General features: G+C 70.7%; 1 protein-coding gene. It reads left to right on the top strand.

All coding sequences use genetic code 11. The annotated features are described in order from the left end of the window. The first annotated feature begins 71 nt into the window (after positions 1-71). Positions 72-19,883, top strand: coding sequence for a type I polyketide synthase (locus ACIRG5_RS07505; protein ID WP_402901665.1), 19,812 nt, complete (start codon positions 72-74; stop codon positions 19,881-19,883). The last annotated feature ends 4 nt before the right edge of the window (positions 19,884-19,887 follow it).

The following is a 19,887-nucleotide window of genomic DNA, read 5'->3' on the forward strand; positions in this document are numbered from 1 at the left end:
TTCGCTACCGCTTCCGCTGCTCCAATTGCTGGCGGGATGACCGTGTCCGGCTGGACTGACGGAGCTGATGAATGAGTACCTCCAGCGAGAAGGTGGTCGAGGCCCTCCGCGCCGCGATGAAGGAGGCGGAGCGGCTGCGCAAGCAGAACCGGCAGCTCGTCGCCGCCGCCACCGAACCGATCGCGATCATCGGGATGGCCTGCCGCTTCCCCGGCGGCATCAGCTCGCCGGAGGACCTGTGGGAGCTGGTGTCGTCCGGCCGCGACGCGATCACCGGCTTCCCGGCCGACCGCGGCTGGGACATCGACGCGCTCCTGGGCGGCGGCGTTGACGAGCGCGGCCACAGCGTGTCCGTGCAGGGCGGCTTCCTGCACGGCATCGCGGACTTCGACCCGGCGTTCTTCGGCATCTCGCCGCGTGAGGCCGTGACGATGGACCCCCAGCAGCGTCTCTTGCTGGAGACGTCCTGGGAGGCCCTGGAACGTTCCGGCATCGATCCTTCTTCTTTGCGCGGCTCCCGCACCGGTGTTTTCGTCGGCACCAACGGCCAGGACTACGAGCACCTGCTGATCCGAGGCCTCGACGACGCCACCGGTGACGTTGGTACGGGTATCGCGGCGTCCGCGGAGTCCGGTCGCATCTCCTACGCCCTGGGTCTTGAAGGCCCGACGTTGACGGTCGACACGGCGTGCTCCTCTTCTCTGGTCGCACTGCATCTGGCCGTGCACGCTCTCCGCGCGGGGGAGTGTTCACTGGCTCTCGCGGGCGGCGTCAACGTCATGTGCACGCCGGGTTCGTTGGTCGAGTTCTCGCGACAGGGCGGACTCGCGTCCAACGGTCGATGCAAGGCCTTCTCCGACGACGCGGACGGCACGGGCTGGTCCGAGGGCGTCGGCGTGCTGGCACTGGCCCGCCTGTCGGACGCTCAGGCTTCGGGCTACCCCGTTCTGGCCGTGGTGCGCGGTTCGGCCGTCAACTCCGACGGCGCCTCCAACGGCTTTACCGCCCCGAACGGCCGCGCCCAGCAACGCGTCATCCGCGCCGCCCTCGACCGCGCCGGCCTCGGTCCGTCCGATGTGGACGTTGTGGAAGCTCACGGCACCGGTACACCGCTCGGCGACCCGATCGAGGCCCGCAGCCTGCTGGCGGCGTACGGCGCTGATCGTCCTTCGCCGCTGCTGCTGGGGTCGGTGAAGTCGAACATCGGCCACACCCAGGCCGCCGCCGGTGTCGCGGGCATCATCAAAATGGTGCAGGCGATGCGGCACGGCGTCGTGCCCGCCACCCTGCACGTGTCCCGCCCGTCCACCCACGTCGACTGGACCGCCGGCTCCGTCGAACTCGCCACCTCGGCCGTGGCCTGGCCTTCCACCGGCCGCGCCCCTCGCGCCGCCGTCTCGTCGTTCGGCGTCTCGGGCACGAACGCGCACGTGATCTTGGAAGCTCCGAGCGTGCCAGAACTGTCAGACCTGCCTGAGATGATTGAGATGGGGGCTCGCGACCCCCTGGGGGCAGGCCAATCCGAATCGATCCCGAAGAGCGGGCCGCCGTGGATCGTGTCGGCGAAGTCGGAGGCCTCGCTCGCGGCGCAGATCGAACGGGTGCGCGCGCTCGACGCCGACCCGGTGGACGTCGGGTACTCGTTGGCGACCACGCGCGCGTTGTTCGAGCACCGGGCCGTGCTGCTGGACGGCACCGAAATCGCGAGGGGCTTGGCGCGGCGGACCGAACTGGCACTGCTGTTCTCCGGTCAGGGCGCGCAGCGCGCCGGTATGGGCAAGGAGCTGTACACCGAGTTCGCAGTCTTCCGTGAAGCGTTCGACGAGGTGTTGCGGCACCTCGACCCAGGACTGCGCGACGTCATGTGGGGCGACGAGGAAGCGCTGAACCAGACGGGCAACACGCAGCCCGCGCTGTTCGCGTTCGAGGTCGCCCTCTACCGGCTGCTGGAGTCGTTCGGCGTCACCGCCGCGCACGTCACCGGCCACTCGATCGGCGAGATCGCCGCCGCGCACATCGCGGGCGTGTTCAGCCTCGAAGACGCCGCCAAGCTCGTCCAGGCACGCGCGAGCCTCATGCAGGCGCTGCCGGCCGGAGGCGTCATGATCGCGCTCCAGGCCACCGAGGGCGAGATCACCCTCACCCCCGGCGCCTCCATCGCGGCGATCAACGGACCGGATTCCCTGGTCATCGCAGGCGTCGAGAGCGAAGTCCGCGCGATCGTGGCGCGGTTCGAAGGCCGCAAGAGCAAGCAACTCGCCGTCAGCCACGCGTTCCACTCGCCGCTGATGGACCCGATGCTCAACGCCTTCCGCGAAGCCATCGGCGGCATCACGTTCCACAGCCCGGCGATCCCGATGACCGGCGACGTCACCAACCCCGAGTACTGGGTCCGCCACGTCCGCGACACCGTCCGCTTCCACGACGCCGTCACCGGCCTGGGCGACAGGACGCTGTTCGAAGTGGGCCCGGACGGCGTGCTGTCCGCGCTCGTCAACGCGATCCCCACCCAGCGCAAGGACCGTGACGAGTGCACCGCGTTGATCACCGCCCTCGCCCGGCTGCACGTCGTGGGCGTCGGAGTCGACTGGACACCGTTCTATCCCAACGGCAAGCGCGTCGACGTCCCCACTTACGCGTTCCAGCACGACCGCTACTGGCCGTCGGTGTCGGTGAGCGCGGGCGATGCCGCCGGACTCGGCCTCTCCCCGGCGGACCACCCGCTGCTCGGCGCCGCGATGACCGTCGCGGGCTCCGGCGAACTGATCCTCACCGGCACGCTGAGCAGGACGGGCTGGCTCGCCGACCACGTCGTGTTCCCGACCGCGGGCGTGCTGGAACTGGCGTTCCGCGCCGCCGACCTCGCGGGCTACGAGCGCGTCGAGCAGCTCACGCGGATCGCGCCGCTCGTGCTGCCCGACAGCGGCGCCGTTCAGGTGCAGTTCCACGTCGGACGCGACGGCGCGTTCCGGTTTCACGCGCGGCGCGGCGACGCGGACTGGGTCGAGCACGCGACCGGCCTCCTCGGAGCAGGCGTTCCGCTGCCGGCCAGGGAAAGCGAGTGGCCACCGAAGGGCGCGACGGTCGTCGATCTCGACGGCTTCTACGACGGAACCCCCTACGGGGAGGCGTTCCAGGGGCTGCGCGCCGCCTGGAGGCGGGGACAGGAGGTGTTCGCCGAGGTCGCTCTACCCGGTGACGCAAAGGGTTTCGGTGTCCATCCCGCGCTGCTCGACGCCGCCACGCACGCCGCCGCGTTCCTCGGTCTAGAAGGTGTGCCCACGAACTGGCAGGGCGTTTCCCTTTACGCGAACGGCGCTGAGGTCGTTCGGGTAAGTCTGTCCGTTGTGGACGGTGGTATGAAGCTTGTCGCCGTCGACGTGGCCGGGGACCCGGTGCTGTCCGCGGACACCGTGACCATCGAACTGTTGGGCGAACTGAGCACCCGAACCGGCGTCGACTCGCTGTTCCGCCTCGACTGGGTGCCCGTCACCTGCACACCCGCCGACGTCACCGTCGCGCACTTCGCCGGTGAGCAGACACCGGAGTCCGCGCACGCGCTGGCCGCGGCCGCGCTCGACGCACTTCAGCGGGCCACCGGAAAACTGGTCTTCGTCACCCGCGGAGTCGTGACCGGGGACGACGTCGCGGCCGCGGCCGTCTGGGGACTGGTGCGGTCCGCGCAGACCGAGGACCCCGGCCGCTTCCTGCTCGTGGACCTCGACGACGCGCCGGAGTCCGAAGCGCTGCTGCCCGGCCTCGGTGGACTGATCGACGCGGGGGAGACCCAGGTCGTCGTCCGCGCGGGTGAGGTGTTCGCGGGCAGGCTGGCGCGCGCCACCGACATCGTCGCGGGCGAATGGGATCGCGGCGGCACGGTGCTCATCACCGGCGGCACGGGCGGGCTCGGCGCCGTCCTCGCCCGCCATCTCGTGACGCGCGGCCAGCGCCGGTTGCTGCTGGTCAGCCGCCGCGGTCTGGACGCCCCAGGTGCAGCGGATCTGCGTGACGAACTCACCGCGCTGGGCGCCGAAATCGAAGTGAAGGCCTGCGACGTCACGGAACGCGCTGCTGTGGCCGACCTGCTGGCCGGCGAGCGGCTCACCGCCGTCATCCACACGGCGGGTGTGCTGGACGACGGCGTGATCGGTTCGCTGACACCCGAACGACTTTCCGCTGTCCTGCGGCCGAAGGTCGACGCCGCCTGGCACCTCCACGAACTCGCCGGCGACGCGCGGCTCGTCCTGTACTCGTCGGTGTCCGGCGTGATGGGCGCGGCCGGCCAGGGCAACTACGCCGCCGCCAACGCGTTCCTCGACGCCCTGGCTGCTCACCGGCACGGGCTCGGCCTCCCCGCGCTGTCACTGGCCTGGGGCGCCTGGGACACCGGCATGACGTCCACTTTGGACGAAGGCGATCTGCGCCGAATGCCGATGCTGTCGGTGGAGCAGGGCCTCGCGCTCTTCGACGCGGCCGTCACCTCCGGTGAGTCCCTGCTCGTGCCGCTGGCATCCGGTGGTGCGGCGCAGGGTGACGTTCCCGCGATCATGCGCGGCCTGGTGCGAGCGGGGCGGCGCACGGCCGCGCGCGAGATCGTGGCAGGCGGGCTGCTCGCGAAACTCGGCGGATTGTCTGGTCCTGACCGCGTGCGGACCATCGCCGACATCGTGCGCGTGGAGGCCGCGAAGGTCATCGGCTACGCCAACGCCGACGCGGTGGGAGCGGAGAAGGAGTTCCGCGCACTCGGTTTCGACTCGCTGACCGCGATCGAACTGCGCAACGCCCTCGCCTCGGCCACCGGCCTGACGCTGCCCGCGACGTTGATCTTCGACTACCCGACGCCGCTCGTGCTGGCCGAGCACCTGCTCGCCGAACTGACCGGCGAGAGCACGGACCTCGACGTCACCGCGCAGGCCGTCGCGGACGCGGACGACCCGATCGTGATCGTCGGCATGGCCTGCCGGTTCCCCGGCGGCGTCTCGACTCCCGAGGACCTGTGGCGCCTGCTGGCCGACGGCACCGACGCCATCGCGAGCTTCCCGGCCGACCGCGGCTGGGAGCAGGACGCGCTGGCCGCCGGTGGCACAGTCGAAGGCGGTTTCCTCTACGGTGCAGCGGAGTTCGACCCGGCGTTCTTCGGCATCTCGCCTCGTGAAGCGCTCGCGATGGACCCGCAGCAACGTCAGCTTCTCGAAGTCTCCTGGGAGGCAGTCGAACGCGCAGGCATCAACGCGGCCACGTTGCGCGGCTCGAAGACCGGCGTCTTCGTCGGCACGAACGGCCAGGACTACACGAACCTCGTGCTGCGGGCGCGCGGCGACATCGAGGGCCACGCCTCGACCGGCCTCGCCGCCGCGGTGATCTCCGGCCGCCTGTCCTACACGTTCGGCTTCGAGGGACCCGCGCTCACCATCGACACCGCCTGCTCTTCTTCCTTGGTGGCACTGCACCTGGCCGCGCAGTCGCTGCGCTCGGGGGAGTCGTCGCTGGCGCTCGTCGGTGGCGTGACGGTGATGTCCACACCGATGAACTTCGCCGGCTTCAACGCCCAGGGCGGCCTCGCGGCGGACGCGCGCTGCCGGGCCTTCTCCGACAACGCCGACGGCACCGGCTGGGCCGAAGGCGTCGGCGTGCTGGTCGTCGAACGCCGGTCGGACGCGATCCGCAACGGCCACACGGTGCTTTCGGTGGTCCGCGGCTCTGCGGTCAACCAGGACGGCGCTTCGAACGGCTTGACCGCACCGAACGGCCCCGCCCAGCAACGCGTCATCCGCCAGGCCCTCGCCAACGCCGGTCTGTCCACTTCGGACGTGGACGCCGTCGAGGCCCACGGCACCGGCACCCGCCTGGGCGACCCGATCGAGGCCCAGGCGCTGCTCGCCACCTATGGCCGCGACCGCGCTGGAGCACCGCTCCACCTGGGCGCGATCAAGTCGAACCTGGGCCACACCCAGGCCGCGGCGGGCGTCGCCGGCGTGATCAAGATGGTGCTGGCCTTCCAGCACGGCCTGCTGCCGCGAACCCTGCACGTCACCGAACCGTCCTCGCACGTCGACTGGTCCGCGGGCGCCGTCTCGCTGCTCACTGCGAACACCCCGTGGCCCGCCGTGGATCGCCCGGCCCGCGCCGGCGTCTCGTCGTTCGGTCTCTCGGGCACGAACGCGCACGTGATCTTGGAAGCTCCGAGCACGCCAGAACTGTCAGACCTGCCTGAGATGATTGAGATGGGGGCTCGCAGCCCCCTGGGGGCCGGGCAATCCGAATCGATTCCGACGGCTGGCGTGGTGCCGCTCGCGGTGTCGGCGAAGTCCGAGGCGGCGTTGCGCGCGCAGGTCGAGCGGATCAGCGCGGTCGAGGCGGCGCCCGTTGATATCGGGTACTCGTTGGCGGCCACGCGGGCGTTGTTCGAGCATCGGGCTGTGCTGCTAGACGGCGAGGTGCTGGCCAGCGGTGAGGCGTCGGGGAAGACGCTCGCCATGGTGTTCTCCGGGCAGGGTGCGCAGCGGCTCGGCATGGGGCGTGAGCTGTACGAGGCGTTCCCGGTGTTCGCCGTGGCGTTGGACGCGGTGCTGGAGCACCTCGGCGACGTCCGCGATGTCATGTGGGGTGACGACGCCGAGGCCCTGAACCAGACTGGCAGCACGCAGCCGGCGCTGTTCGCGGTCGAGGTGGCGCTGTACCGGCTGGTGGAGTCCTTCGGGGTCGTCCCGCGGCTGCTCGCCGGGCACTCGATCGGCGAGATCGCGGCCGCGCACGTCGCCGGGGTGTTCAGCCTCGAAGACGCGGCAAAGCTCGTCCGGGCACGCGCGCGGCTCATGCAGGCGCTGCCGCAGGGTGGCGTGATGATCGCGCTGCAGGCGACGGAGGCCGAAGTGGCACCGCACCTGACCTCGGGTGTGTCCATCGCGGCGATCAACGCGGCTGACTCTCTGGTCATCGCGGGAGTCGAGGACGAAGCCCGCGCGGTCGTCGCCCGCTTCGAGGGCCGCAAGAGCAAGCAGCTGAAAGTCAGCCACGCGTTCCACTCGCCGTTGATGGACCCGATGCTCGACGAGTTCCGGCGGGCGATTCAAGGACTCACGTTCACTCAGCCAAGCATCCCGATCGCGTCCACGGGCGATGTCACCGATCCCGAGTACTGGGTCGGCCACGTCCGCGACACGGTCCGCTTCGCCGAGAACGTCGGCAAACTCCGGGAACAGGGTGCGAGGGCGTTCCTGGAGATCGGCCCGGACGGAGTGCTGGCCGCGCTCGTCGACGGAGCGATTCCGGCGCTGCGCAAGGATCGTGGCGAGCACAAGGCGTTCGTGACGGCACTCGCGCGGCTGCACGTCAGCGGCACCGACGTCGACTGGTCTGGTTTCTACCCGGGCGGGCGCGTGATCGGCCTGCCGACCTATCCGTTCCAGCACGAGCGGTTCTGGCCTGAAGCGGCGACCGCGGCGGTGGCGGCGGATCCGGCCGACGCGGCGTTCTGGACGGCCGTCGAGCAGGAGGACGTCGCCTCGCTGGCCGCCACGCTCGACCTCGACGGCGAGACGCTGGCCGGTGTACTACCGGCGCTGTCGGCGTGGCGTGGCAAGCGGCAGGCTCAATCCACTGTGGACTCCTGGCTGCACAGGGAGAGCTGGCAGCCGATCGCCGGTCTCATCGCGAAACCGGGTAGGTGGCTCGTGATCGGCGAGGCCGGCGAACCGCTCCTGACCGCGCTAGGGGACGTGACGGTCCTCGCTGCCGGACAGGACCGGGAACAACTGGCCGAGCGGGTGGCCGAGTTCGCGCAGGTCCCGTTCACCGGTGTCGTGGCATTGCCGGCGCACGAGCCCATCATCAGCACGACCGCGCTGATCCAGGCGCTCGGCGACGCCGGAGTCATGGCACCGCTGTGGGTGCTGACGCGCGGCGCGGTGTCGACCGGGCGCGCGGACGCCGTCACCGACCCCTGGCAGGCCGGTGTGTGGGGGCTCGGCCGGGTCGCCGCGCTGGAGCACCCGAACCGCTGGGGCGGCCTGATCGACCTGCCCGCCGAACTGGACGAGCGAGCGGCGCAGCGGGTCACGGCGGTGCTGAGCGGCGACGAGGACCAGGTCGCGGTGCGGGCATCGGGTGTGTTCGGCCGGCGGATTCTCGTGGCACCACGGGCGACGGGCGAGTGGCAGCCGCGCGGAACCGTCGTGATCACCGGTGGCACGGGCGCGCTCGGCAAGCACGTCGCGCGGGACCTGGTCGCGCGTGGCGCGGAGAAGGTCGTGTTGCTGAGTCGTCGCGGCCTGGACGCGCCGGGCGCGGCGGAGATCGTGGCCGAGTTGGGCGTCGAAGTTGTGAAGTGCGACGCCGCGAACCGCGCGGAGCTGGCCGCGGTGCTGACGGACGACGTGAAAGCCATCGTGCACGCGGCTGGTGTGCTGGATGACGGTGTGCTCGACGGGCTCACGCCGGAGCGGTTCGCCGACGTGTTCCAGGCGAAGGTCACCTCGGCGTTCCTGCTCGACGAACTGACCCGCGAACGTGAGCTGGACGCGTTCATCCTGTTCTCGTCGGTCGCGGGCGCGATCGGCAACCCCGGCCAGGCCAACTACGCCGCCGCCAACGCCGTTCTCGACGCCATCGCGACGCAGCGCCGTGAACAGGGCCTGTCCGCGACTTCGATCGCGTGGGGCGCGTGGACCGGTGACGGCATGGCTGGTGAGGAACGCGTCGCGCGGACGATCAAGTCCGTCGGGGCGTCCACTTTGGACCCGCATCTCGCGGTCGCGGCGATGCGAGGAGTAGTGGCGGAGGCCGCGCCCACCGCGGTGATCGCGGACATCCACCACCCGCAGCTGCTCGGCGCGTTGCTGAGCCTGCGGCCCTCGCCTGTGCTGGCCGAACTGCCTGGCGCCCGCGAGGTGCTGGACGAGCTGGCGGCCGCGCGCCGCGACAGCGAGTCGGCCGCCGCGGAGTTGCGTCGCAGTCTGCGTGAACTGCCTGCCGCGGAACGGATCGAGCCCGTCCTGGACCTGGTCAGGGTGCGCGCCGCGCAGGTGCTCGGCCACTCCGGCAAGGAGGCGGTGGCGAGCGACAAGGCGTTCCGCGACATCGGGTTCGACTCGCTGACCGCCGTCGAACTGCGCAACCACCTGACCGAGGTCACCGGACTCGCGCTGCCCGCCGGCCTGGTGTTCGACTACCCGTCGCCGCGCGTGCTGGCCGAACACCTCCTGGCGTCGTTGCTCGGCGAGAGCGCCGACGTCGACGACGTGTCGGTCGTGCAGACCACCGACGACATCGCGATCGTCGGCATGGCGTGTCACTTCCCCGGCGACATCGACTCGCCGGAAGACCTGTGGCGGTTGCTGGTCGCGGGCGAGGACGCGATGTCGGACTTCCCCGCCGATCGCGGCTGGGACCTGGCCTCCTTGCAGAGCTCGACGTTGCGCGGCGGCTTCCTGACCGGTGTCGCGGACTTCGACCCGGCGTTCTTCGGGATCTCGCCGCGCGAAGCACTGGCGATGGACCCGCAGCAACGCCTGCTGCTGGAAACCTCCTGGGAGGCCGTCGAACGCGCCGGCGTCGACCCCGCCTCGTTGCGCGGCTCGCGGACGGGCGTGTTCGTCGGCACGAACGGGCAGGACTACCAGCACGTCGTCATGGCTTCCAACGAGGACCTGGAAGGCCACGCCGGCACCGGTCTCGCGGCGTCGGTGATCTCCGGTCGCATCTCCTATGCGCTGGGACTGGAAGGGCCCGCGGTCACGATCGACACGGCGTGCTCGTCGGCTCTGGTGGCGCTGCACCTCGCGGCACAGGCGTTGCGCGGCGGCGAGTGTTCGCTGGCGCTGGCCGGTGGCGTCACGGTGATGGCGACGCCGACGTCGTTCTCCGGCTTCTCGCGGCAGGGCGGGCTCGCTCCGGACGGGCTGTGCAAGGCGTTCTCCGAGTCCGCGGACGGCACCGGCTGGTCCGAGGGCGTCGGCATCCTCGTCGTGGAACGGCTTTCCGACGCTGTCGCCGCCGGGCACCCGGTGCTGGCGGTCGTGCGAGGCTCGGCGTTCAACCAGGACGGCGCGTCCAACGGCCTGACCGCGCCGAACGGCCCTTCGCAGCAGCGAGTCATCCGGCAAGCGCTTGCGTCCGGCGGGCTGGCACCGTCCGATGTGGACGCGGTCGAGGCGCACGGCACCGGAACCGTGCTGGGCGACCCGATCGAGGCTCAGGCGCTGCTGACCGTGTACGGACAGGACCGCGCCGAGCCACTGCGGCTGGGTTCGGTGAAGTCGAATCTCGGCCACACGCAGGCAGCGGCGGGCGCGGCGGGCGTGATCAAGATGGTGATGGCGTTCCAGCACGGCCTGCTGCCGCAGACCCTGCACGTGACCGCGCCTTCGTCGCACATCGACTGGTCGGCGGGCGCGGTCACACTGCTGACGGAGAACACCGCTTGGCCCTCGGTCGACCGGCCCTGGCGCGCGGGCGTGTCGTCGTTCGGCATCAGCGGCACGAACGCGCACGTGATCTTGGAGTCCCCGAGCTCGCCAGAACTGTCAGACCTGCCTGAGATGATTGAGATGGGGGCTCGCAGCCCCCTGGGGGCCAGCCAAGCGGGATCGATTCAGCAGGGTGGCGGGGTGCCGCTCGCGGTGTCGGCGAAGTCCGAGGCGGCATTGCGCGCCCAGGTCGAGCGGATCAGCGCGGTCGAGGCGGCGCCGGTTGACGTCGCGTACTCGCTGGTGAGGTCGCGGTCGTTGTTCGAGCACCGGGCCGTGTTGCTGGACGGTACCGAGATCGCGAGTGGGGTCGCGGGTGAGCACACGCTGGCCGTGCTGTTCTCCGGGCAGGGGTCGCAGCGGCTCGGCATGGGCCGGGAGCTGTACGCGCGGTTCCCGCAGTTCGCGGACGCGTTCGACGACGTGCTGGCGCATCTCGATCCGCAGCTCAAGAGCGTGATCTGGGGCGACGACGAGGAGAAGCTCAACCGGACCGGGTACACGCAGCCGGCGTTGTTCGCGTTCCAGACGGCGCTCTACCGGTTGCTGCAGGCCTTTGGGATCAAGCCCGCCCACCTCGCCGGGCACTCCATCGGCGAGATCGCGGCGGCACACGTCGCGGGCGTGCTCACCCTGGAGGACGCGGCGAAGCTGGTCAGTGCGCGCGCGAGCCTCATGCAGGCGTTGCCGCGCAACGGCGCGATGGTCGCCGTGCAGGCGACCGAAGAAGAGGTGAGCGAGCACCTCACGAGCAAGGTGTCGATCGCGGCCGTCAACGGGCCGGCCAGCGTCGTCGTCGCGGGCGACGAGGCCGAGGTCGAGGCCATCGCGAGCCGGTTCGAGAGGACGAAGCGGCTCAAGGTCAGTCACGCGTTCCACTCGCCGCTGATGGAACCGATGCTCGGCGACTTCCGCGACGCCATCAGCGCCATCACGTTCCACGCACCGAAGATCCCGATCAGCGCGACCGGCGACGTCACCGATCCCGAGTACTGGGTCAGTCACGTCCGCGACGCGGTCCGGTTCACCGACAACGTCGCGAAGATCCCGGCGACCAGGTTCCTGGAGATCGGCCCGGACGGCGTGCTCTCGGCGCTCGTCGACGGCGCGATCCCGACGCTCAGGAAGAACAAGCCCGAGCAGGCCGCGCTGGCCGCCGCACTCGGTCGGCTGCACGTCGACGGAATCGACGTCGACTGGACGCCGTGGCTCCAGGGCGGCCGGCTGATCGCGCTGCCGACCTACCCGTTCGACCACGAGCGGTTCTGGCCCAAGGCCACCGTCGGCGGTCGCGCGGGCGACCCCGCCGCCTACGGGCTCAGGTCCGGCGGGCACCCGTTGCTCAGTGCGGCGATCGCCGTCGCGGGCACCGACGAACTCGTGCTCAGCGGCCGTCTCAGCCTCGCGACGCACCCGTGGATCGCCGATCACGTCGTCGGTGGAGCGGTGCTCTTCCCCGGCACCGGGTTCCTCGACTTCGCGATCCGTGCCGGCGACATGGTCGGCTGCGACCGCGTCGACGGACTCACGATCGTCGTACCACTGGTGTTGCCCGAACGGGAGGCCGTCGCTGTTCAGGTGCGGGTCGGAGCGCCGGACGAGCACGGGCGCCGACTCGTCAGCGTGCACTCGCAGCACCCCGGCGCGGACGAGTGGATCCAGCACGCCAGTGGCACTCTCGCCGAAGGGCCGCACCAGGCCGAGTTCGACACGAGCGAGTGGCCGCCCGCGAACGCCGAAAGCCTTGAGCTCGAACGCTTCTACGAGACGCTCGCGGAAAGCGGACTGGCGTACGGGCCGATCTTCCGAGGCGTGCAACAGGCCTGGCGCAACGGTGACGAGGTGCTCGTCGAGGTCGCGTTGCCGGACAGCGTGGACGACGCGGCGACGTTCGGCGTGCACCCCGCGCTGCTCGACTCCGCGCTGCACGCCATCACCTTCGTGGAAGGCGCCGGTCAGGGGCTGCCGTTCGAGTGGAACGGCGTGTCCCTGCACGCCATCGGGCCGTCGCGGCTGCGCGTGCGGCTGAAGCACACCGGCGGCGACGCGGTCGAGGTCACCGCCGTCGACGTCGAGGGCGCGCCGGTGCTGTCGGTGAAGTCGCTGGTGGTCAGGACGCCCGCGGCCAGCGCGCCCAGCAACCCCGTGCAGGACTCGCTGTTCCGCGTCGAGTGGGTGCCCGTGCAGGTCGGCGAGGCGACCGAGATCGACGCACGGGTCGTGGAGATCAACGGCGAGTCCGCGCACGAGACGACCCAGCGCGTGCTGGAGATCCTGCAGAACGCCGAAGAACGCGTCGTGTTCGTGACGCGCGGCGCCGCGGCGATCGGGGACGAACCGATCAGCGAGCTCGGCGCGGCGGCGGCCTGGGGACTCGTCAGGTCCGCCCAGGCGGAGAATCCCGGCCAGTTCCTGCTCGTCGACCTGGACGAGCACAGCGAACTGACGCCCGGCATGCTCGTCACCGAGGAACAGCAGCTGATCGTCCGTCGCGGCACTGTCCACGCTGGACGGTTGGCGCGTCTGCAGACCGGACCGACGCTGGTGCCGCCGACCGGAACGCCATGGCGTCTCGACACGACCGCGAAAGGCAGCCTGGACAACCTCGTTCTGGCGCCGTGGACGCCAGAACCGTTGCAGGGCAAGCAGGTTCGTGTCGCGATCCGGGCGGCCGGGCTCAACTTCCGCGACGTCCTGAACGCGCTCGGCATGTATCCGGGCGAGGCGGGCTCGTTCGGTGCCGAGGCCGCCGGTGTGGTCGCGGAGATCGGGCCCGAGGTCGAGAACCTGAAGGTCGGCGATCGCGTGTTCGGCATGCTGTTCGGCGGCATGGGACCGGTCGGCGTCATCGAAGAGCCCTACCTGACCAGGCTTCCGGACGGCTGGACGTTCGAGCAGGGCGCGTCGGTGCCGCTGGTGTTCCTCACCGCCTACTACGCGTTCATCGAGCTCGGGAACGTGCGGCCGGGGGAGAGGGTCCTCGTCCACGCCGGTGCCGGTGGTGTTGGTATGGCGGCGATCCAGGTTGCCCGGCACCTCGGCGCGGAGGTGTTCGCCACCGCCAGTGAGGGCAAGTGGGACGTGCTGCGCGGCCTTGGCCTCGACGACGACCACATCGGCAATTCCCGCGACGTCAGCTTCGCCAGCAGGTTCCCGCAGGTCGACGTCGTGCTGAACGCGTTGACCGGCGAGTTCATCGACGCCTCGCTGCGACTGCTCGGCGAGGGCGGCCGGTTCCTGGAGATGGGCAAGACCGACCTGCGGGAGGACGTGCCGGGCATCTTCTACCGGCCGTTCGACCTCGGCGAGGCGCATCCGGACCACGTCCAGCGCATGCTCGTCGCGCTCGTGGACCTGTTCGAACAGGGTGTGCTGACCACGTTGCCCATCGCGGCCTGGGACGTGCGGCGGGCGCGCGACGCGTTCCGGTTCATGAGCCGTGCCCAGCACATCGGCAAGATCGTGATCACCGTGCCCGCGGGCTGGGACCCGTCCGGCACCGTCGTGATCACCGGCGGCACCGGTGGTCTGGGCGCGGAGCTCGCCCGGCACCTCGTCGCACAGGGTACGAAGAAACTCCTGCTGCTCAGTCGTCGTGGCCTCGACTCGCCGGGCGCGGAGGAGCTGCTGACGCTGGACGCGGACGTCACGATCGCCGCTTGCGACGTGGCCGACCGGGACGCGCTGGCGGATGTCCTCAATGGACATGAGGTGACCGCTGTCGTGCACACGGCCGGTGTGCTGGACGACGGCGTGATCGCGTCAATGACGCCCGAACGCCTGGAGAAGGTGTTGCGGCCCAAGGTGGACGCGGCCTGGAACCTGCACACGCTGGTGCCGGACGCGCACTTCGTCCTGTACTCGTCGGTGTCCGGTGTGCTCGGCACCGCGGGTCAGGGCAACTATGCGGCGGGCAACGCGTTCCTCGACGCGCTGGCCCAGTACCGGCGTTCGCTGGGGCTGCCGGCGGTGTCGCTGGCGTGGGGTGCGTGGACGTCCGAGGTCGGCATGACGAAGACGATGGACGCGTCCGCGTTGGAGCGGCTGGAGAAGTCGTCCATGCCGCCGATCTCGCTGGAGCACGGACTGGCGTTGTTCGACGCGGCGATCGGCGTGGACGAACCACTCGTCGTGCCCGCGCGGATCATCACCGGTGCCGGCACGACCATGGTGCCGCCGTTGCTGCGCAACCTCCTGCGCGGCGGCCGCCGAACCGCGGCGCGTGCACAGGGAACCGTTGCTCTGCAGGGGTTGCAGGACGTTCGTCCGGCCGAGCGGGTCCGCACGCTCGTGGACCTGGTGCGGGGTGAGGCCGCCGCGGTGCTGGGACACGCCTCAGCCGACGCCATCGACGGCGATCGCGAGTTCCGGCAGCTCGGCTTCGACTCGCTGACGTCGGTGGAGTTGCGCAACCGGCTCGGCACCGCGACGGGGCTGACGTTGCCCGCGACGCTGGTGTTCGACTACCCGACCCCGCAGGCGCTGGCCGAGCACCTCGTCGCCGAGCTGTTCGGTGGAATGGTCGAGGTCGAGGACTCGGTTCGGGTGTCGGACGAGGCCATCGCGATCGTCGGTATCGCCTGCAAGTTCCCCGGTGGCGTGTCGTCGCCCGAGGAACTGTGGGAACTGGTGCTGGGCGGGCGGGACGCGATCGGCGGGTTCCCGGCCGATCGTGGCTGGGACGAGAACCTCGTCGGCGACGGCGCCGGGCAGTCCGTCACCGGGCAGGGCGGGTTCATCGAGGGCATCGCCTCGTTCGACCCGGCGTTCTTCGGGATCTCGCCGCGTGAGGCCGTGTCGATGGACCCGCATCAGCGGCTCGTGCTGGAGACGTCGTGGGAGGCGTTGGAACGCACGGGCATCGACCCGCTGGCGTTGCGCGGCTCGCGGACCGGCGTCTACGTGGGCGCGTCCGGGCAGGACTACGCGCACCTGATGCTCGCGTCCGAGCAGGCACTGGAGGGGTATTCGGGCACCGGGACCTCGCCGAGCGTGATCGCCGGCCGCGTGTCGTACGCGCTGGGGCTGGAAGGCCCGTCGATGACGATCGACACGGCGTGCTCCTCGGCGCTGGTCGCGCTGCACCTGGCGGTTCAGGCACTGCGCAACGGCGAGTGCTCGCTTGCGTTGGCCGGCGGTGTGCAGGTGATGTCGGCGCCGGGTGCGTTCATGGAGTTCTCGCTGCAGGACGGGCTGGCTCGTGACGGCCGGTGCAAGCCGTTCTCCGACACCGCCGATGGCACGGCGTGGTCCGAGGGCATCGGTGTGCTCGTGGTCGAGCGTCTGTCCGACGCGGTCGCCGCCGGGCACGACGTGCTCGCGGTCGTGCGTGGCTCCGCGGTCAACCAGGACGGCGCGTCCAACGGCCTGACCGCGCCCAACGGACCCTCGCAGCAGCGGGTGATCCGGCAGGCACTGGCCTCGGCGGGCTTGAAGTTCGCTGACGTCGACGCGGTCGAGGCGCACGGCACGGGCACCACTTTGGGTGACCCGATCGAGGCCCAGGCGTTGCTCGCGACCTACGGTCAGGACCGCTCGGAGCCGCTGCTGCTCGGCTCGATCAAGTCCAACATCGGTCACACGCAGGCAGCCGCCGGTGCCGCCGGTGTGATCAAGATGGTGATGGCGCTGCGCCACGGCCTGCTGCCGCGCACGATCAACTTCACCGCGCCTTCGTCGCATGTCGACTGGACTGCCGGTTCGGTGTCGTTGCTGCGGGAGAACACACCGTGGCCCGCCACGGATCGGGTGCGTCGCGCCGGCGTCTCGTCGTTCGGCATCTCGGGCACCAACGCGCACGTGATCTTGGAGGCCGCACCGGCCGTTCCGGAATTGTCAGACCCGCTTGAGATGATGGGAAAGGGGACCTCGCGTCCCCCCAAGGGGGCGCCTCTCGTTTTTTCGGCGAAGTCCCCCGCTTCGCTGCGCGCTCAGATCGAGCGGGTCAGCGCGGTCGAGGCCGACGCGTTCGACGTCGGGTTCTCGCTGGTGAAGCGCTCGCGGTTCGAGCACCGCGCGGTGCTGCTGGACGGCGTGGAGGTTGCTCAGGGGCAGGCGGGAAGGCGCAAGCTCGCCGTGCTGTTCTCCGGGCAGGGCTCGCAGCGGCTGGGCATGGGGCGTGAGCTGTACGTGCGGTTCCCGGCGTTCGCGAAGGCGCTCGACGAGGTGCTCGAGCACGTTGACGTCCGCGACGTCATGTGGGGTGACGACGACGCGGCGCTCGACCAGACCGGGAACACGCAGCGCGCGCTGTTCGCCGTCGAGGTCGCGCTGTTCCGGCTCGCCGAGAAGTTCGGCGTCGAGCCCGACTTCGTGGGCGGTCACTCCGTCGGCGAGATCGCGGCCGCGCACGTCGCCGGAGTTCTCAGCCTCGAAGACGCCGCGAAGCTCGTCAACGCGCGTGCCGCGCTCATGCAGGCACTCCCTGCCGGGGGAGCCATGATCGCGGTCGAGGCCACCGAGGAAGAGGTCACGACCACCGGGCAGGTGTCGATCGCGGCCATCAACGGGCCCAGGTCGCTGGTGCTCGCCGGCGAGGAGACGGCGGTCCAACAGATCGCTGACGGGTTCAGGGCGATGGGTCGCAAGACTAAGCGTTTACCGGTCAGCCATGCGTTTCACTCGCCGTTGATGGAGCCGATGCTGGACGACTTCCGCGCCGTGGTCGCGGCGCTGGACCTCGCCGCGCCGCGCATCCCCGTCGTCTCCAACCTGACCGGCACCGTCGTGGGTGCCGAGCTCGCCGAGCCGGAGTACTGGGTGCGGCACGTCCGGGAAGCCGTGCGGTTCGCGGACGGCGTCACGGCGCTCGAAGCCGCAGGCGTCACCGCGTTCCTGGAGATCGGGCCGGACGGTGTGCTGTCGGCGCTGGTCGACGGGGCGATCCCCGCGCTGCGCAAGGATCGCGACGAGACCACGGCCTGGCTCACCGCGCTCGCACGACTCCATGTCGCGGGCACGAACGTCGACTGGGCGGAGGCGTTCGAGGGCACCGGCGCCCGGCGCGTCGACCTCCCCACCTACGCGTTCGACCACGACCACTACTGGCCGACACCGATGGCCCAGGCCGCCGACGCCTCCGGGCTCGGCCTCGGCCCGGCCGACCACCCGCTGCTCGGCGCCGCGCTGAGCGTCGCGGGGGAGGACTCCGTCGTGTTCACCAACCGGCTCGCGGTGGCGTTCCCGGAGACGGCGTTCGCCGAGATCGCGTTCCGGGCGGCCGACCAGGTCGGGTACGGCACGGTCGAGGAACTCACCGTCACCGGGCCGCTCACACCCGGCGTGCTGCAGGTGTGGATCGGCGCGCCGGACAACGGAAGGCGTTCCTTCACCGTCTACACGCGACCGAACGACGAGCAGCCGTTCAGCAGGATCGCGAGCGGAACACTTGCGGAAGGTGAGTACCGGGCAGGATTCACGGTCAGCGAGTGGCCGCCGAAGGGCGCGACGGCGATCGGCGAGCAGATCTGGCAGTCGGGAGACGCGGTCTACGCGGAGGTCACGCTGCCGGAAGGCGCCACCGACGCCCAGTTCTACGGCGTCCACCCGGCACTGCTCGACTGCGCGACCCGGATCACCGACGACACCCAGGTTCCGTTGGAGTGGCGCGGTGTCAGCCTGCACGCGGTGGGCGCAGACACGGTGCGGGTCAGGCTGCGCGACGGAGAGTTCGCCGCCGTCGACACCAGCGGTTCGCCGGTCGTGTCGGCGCGGAACGTCGTCTTCGGCACACCGCTCGCGGCCCAGCACCACCAGGACTCGCTGTTCCGCCTGGAATGGGTGCCCGCACCCGAAACCCAGCCCGCCGCGGACGTGCGCGAGGTGCGGTTCACCGGCGAGAGCGTCGACCAGGCGCACGAACTGGCCGCCAAGGCGTTGGAGCTCCTCCAACAGTCCGAGGAACGGCTGGCGTTCGTGACGAGCGGCCTCGCGAGCGCGACCGTCGAAGGCCTGGTCCGCACTGCCCAGACCGAGAACCCGGGACGTTTCCTGCTCGTCGACACCGACGGCAGCACTCCGCTGCCCACCGGACTGCTCGACGCGGGGGAGACCCAGGCGCGTGTCCGCGAAGGCGAGACTTACGTGGCCCGCCTCGCCCGCGTCACTGACACGGTCGACACGGCCGAGTGGGACTCGGAAGGCACCGTTCTGATCACCGGCGGCACCGGCGGTCTGGGCGCGGAACTGGCCCGACACCTCGTCGCCGAGCGCAACGTCAAGCGCCTGCTGCTCGTCTCCCGGCGCGGTCCGGAAGCGCCGGAAGCCGTTGCATTGCAAGCAGAACTCACGGCGCACGGCGCGGACGTCACGATCGCCGCCTGCGACACCGCCGACCTCAAGGCGGTGAAGAAGGTGGTGAAGGGCGTCAAGCTGACGGCTGTCATCCACACCGCCGGTGTTCTCGACGACGGCATCATCGGCTCGCTCACCCCGGAGCGGCTCGCCACCGTCTTCACACCCAAGGTCGACGGCGCCTGGAACCTCCACGAGGCCACGAAGAAGCAGAACCTCCAGGCGTTCGTGCTCTACTCGTCGGTGTCGGGCGTGCTCGGCAGCGCAGGGCAGGGCAACTACGCCGCGGCCAACGCCTTCCTCGACGCACTGGCCGAACACCGGCGCGCGCAGGGCTTGCCGGCGACGTCGCTGGCGTGGGGTCCGTGGGCACAAACCGGTGGCATGACGGCACACCTGCAGGACGGCGCGATGGACCGCATCGGCCGCACCGGCATGCCGCCGCTGTCCGTCCGGCAGGGCATGGCGTTGTTCGACGACGCGACCTCACGCGAGGACGCGGTGCTCGTTCCCGCCCGCATCACCACCGGCCGCACGAACGGCCCGGTCGCGGCGGTGCTGCGTGGCCTCGTGCGCGGCGGGAAGCGCGCTGCGGGCACCGGAGAGTCGTCCACTGTGGACTTCGCGGCGACGCTCGACGCCGTGCCCGCCGAGGACCGGGTGAAGTACCTCGTCGACCTCGTGCGCGGCCACGCGGCAGGCGTCCTCGGGCACGCGACGCCCGCGGCGATCGACAACGACAAGCAGTTCCGCGACCTCGGTTTCGACTCGCTGACCGCCGTGGAGTTGCGCAACAGTCTCGCGTCCGCGACGGGCCTGAAACTGCCCGCCGGCCTCGTTTTCGACTACCCGACACCTGACGAACTCGCCGGCCACCTCGCGGGCGAACTGCTCGGTGACGACGCCGGGCCGTCGCTCGCGACCGAACTCGACAGGTTCGAGGCCGTGCTGGCCGCGAGCCCCGACGAGGACAGGGCCGGAATCGCCGCCCGCCTGCGCACGCTGCTCGCCCAGTACGGCGGCGCGAAGTCCGAGGAAGCCGTGAACGACCGCATCAACTCGGCGACCGTCGACGACGTGTTCGCCTTCATCGACAACGAACTCGGCCGACGCACCGAGCGCTGACCCC

The organism is Lentzea sp. NPDC102401 (assembly GCF_044765805.1).
Taxonomy (GTDB): domain Bacteria; phylum Actinomycetota; class Actinomycetes; order Mycobacteriales; family Pseudonocardiaceae; genus Lentzea; species Lentzea sokolovensis.

What these genes read in the sequence shown, in the direction of transcription:
- ACIRG5_RS07505 (WP_402901665.1), top strand. Translation starts at nt 72, where the DNA reads ATGAGTACCTCCAGCGAGAAGGTGGTCGAGGCCCTCCGCGCCGCGATG.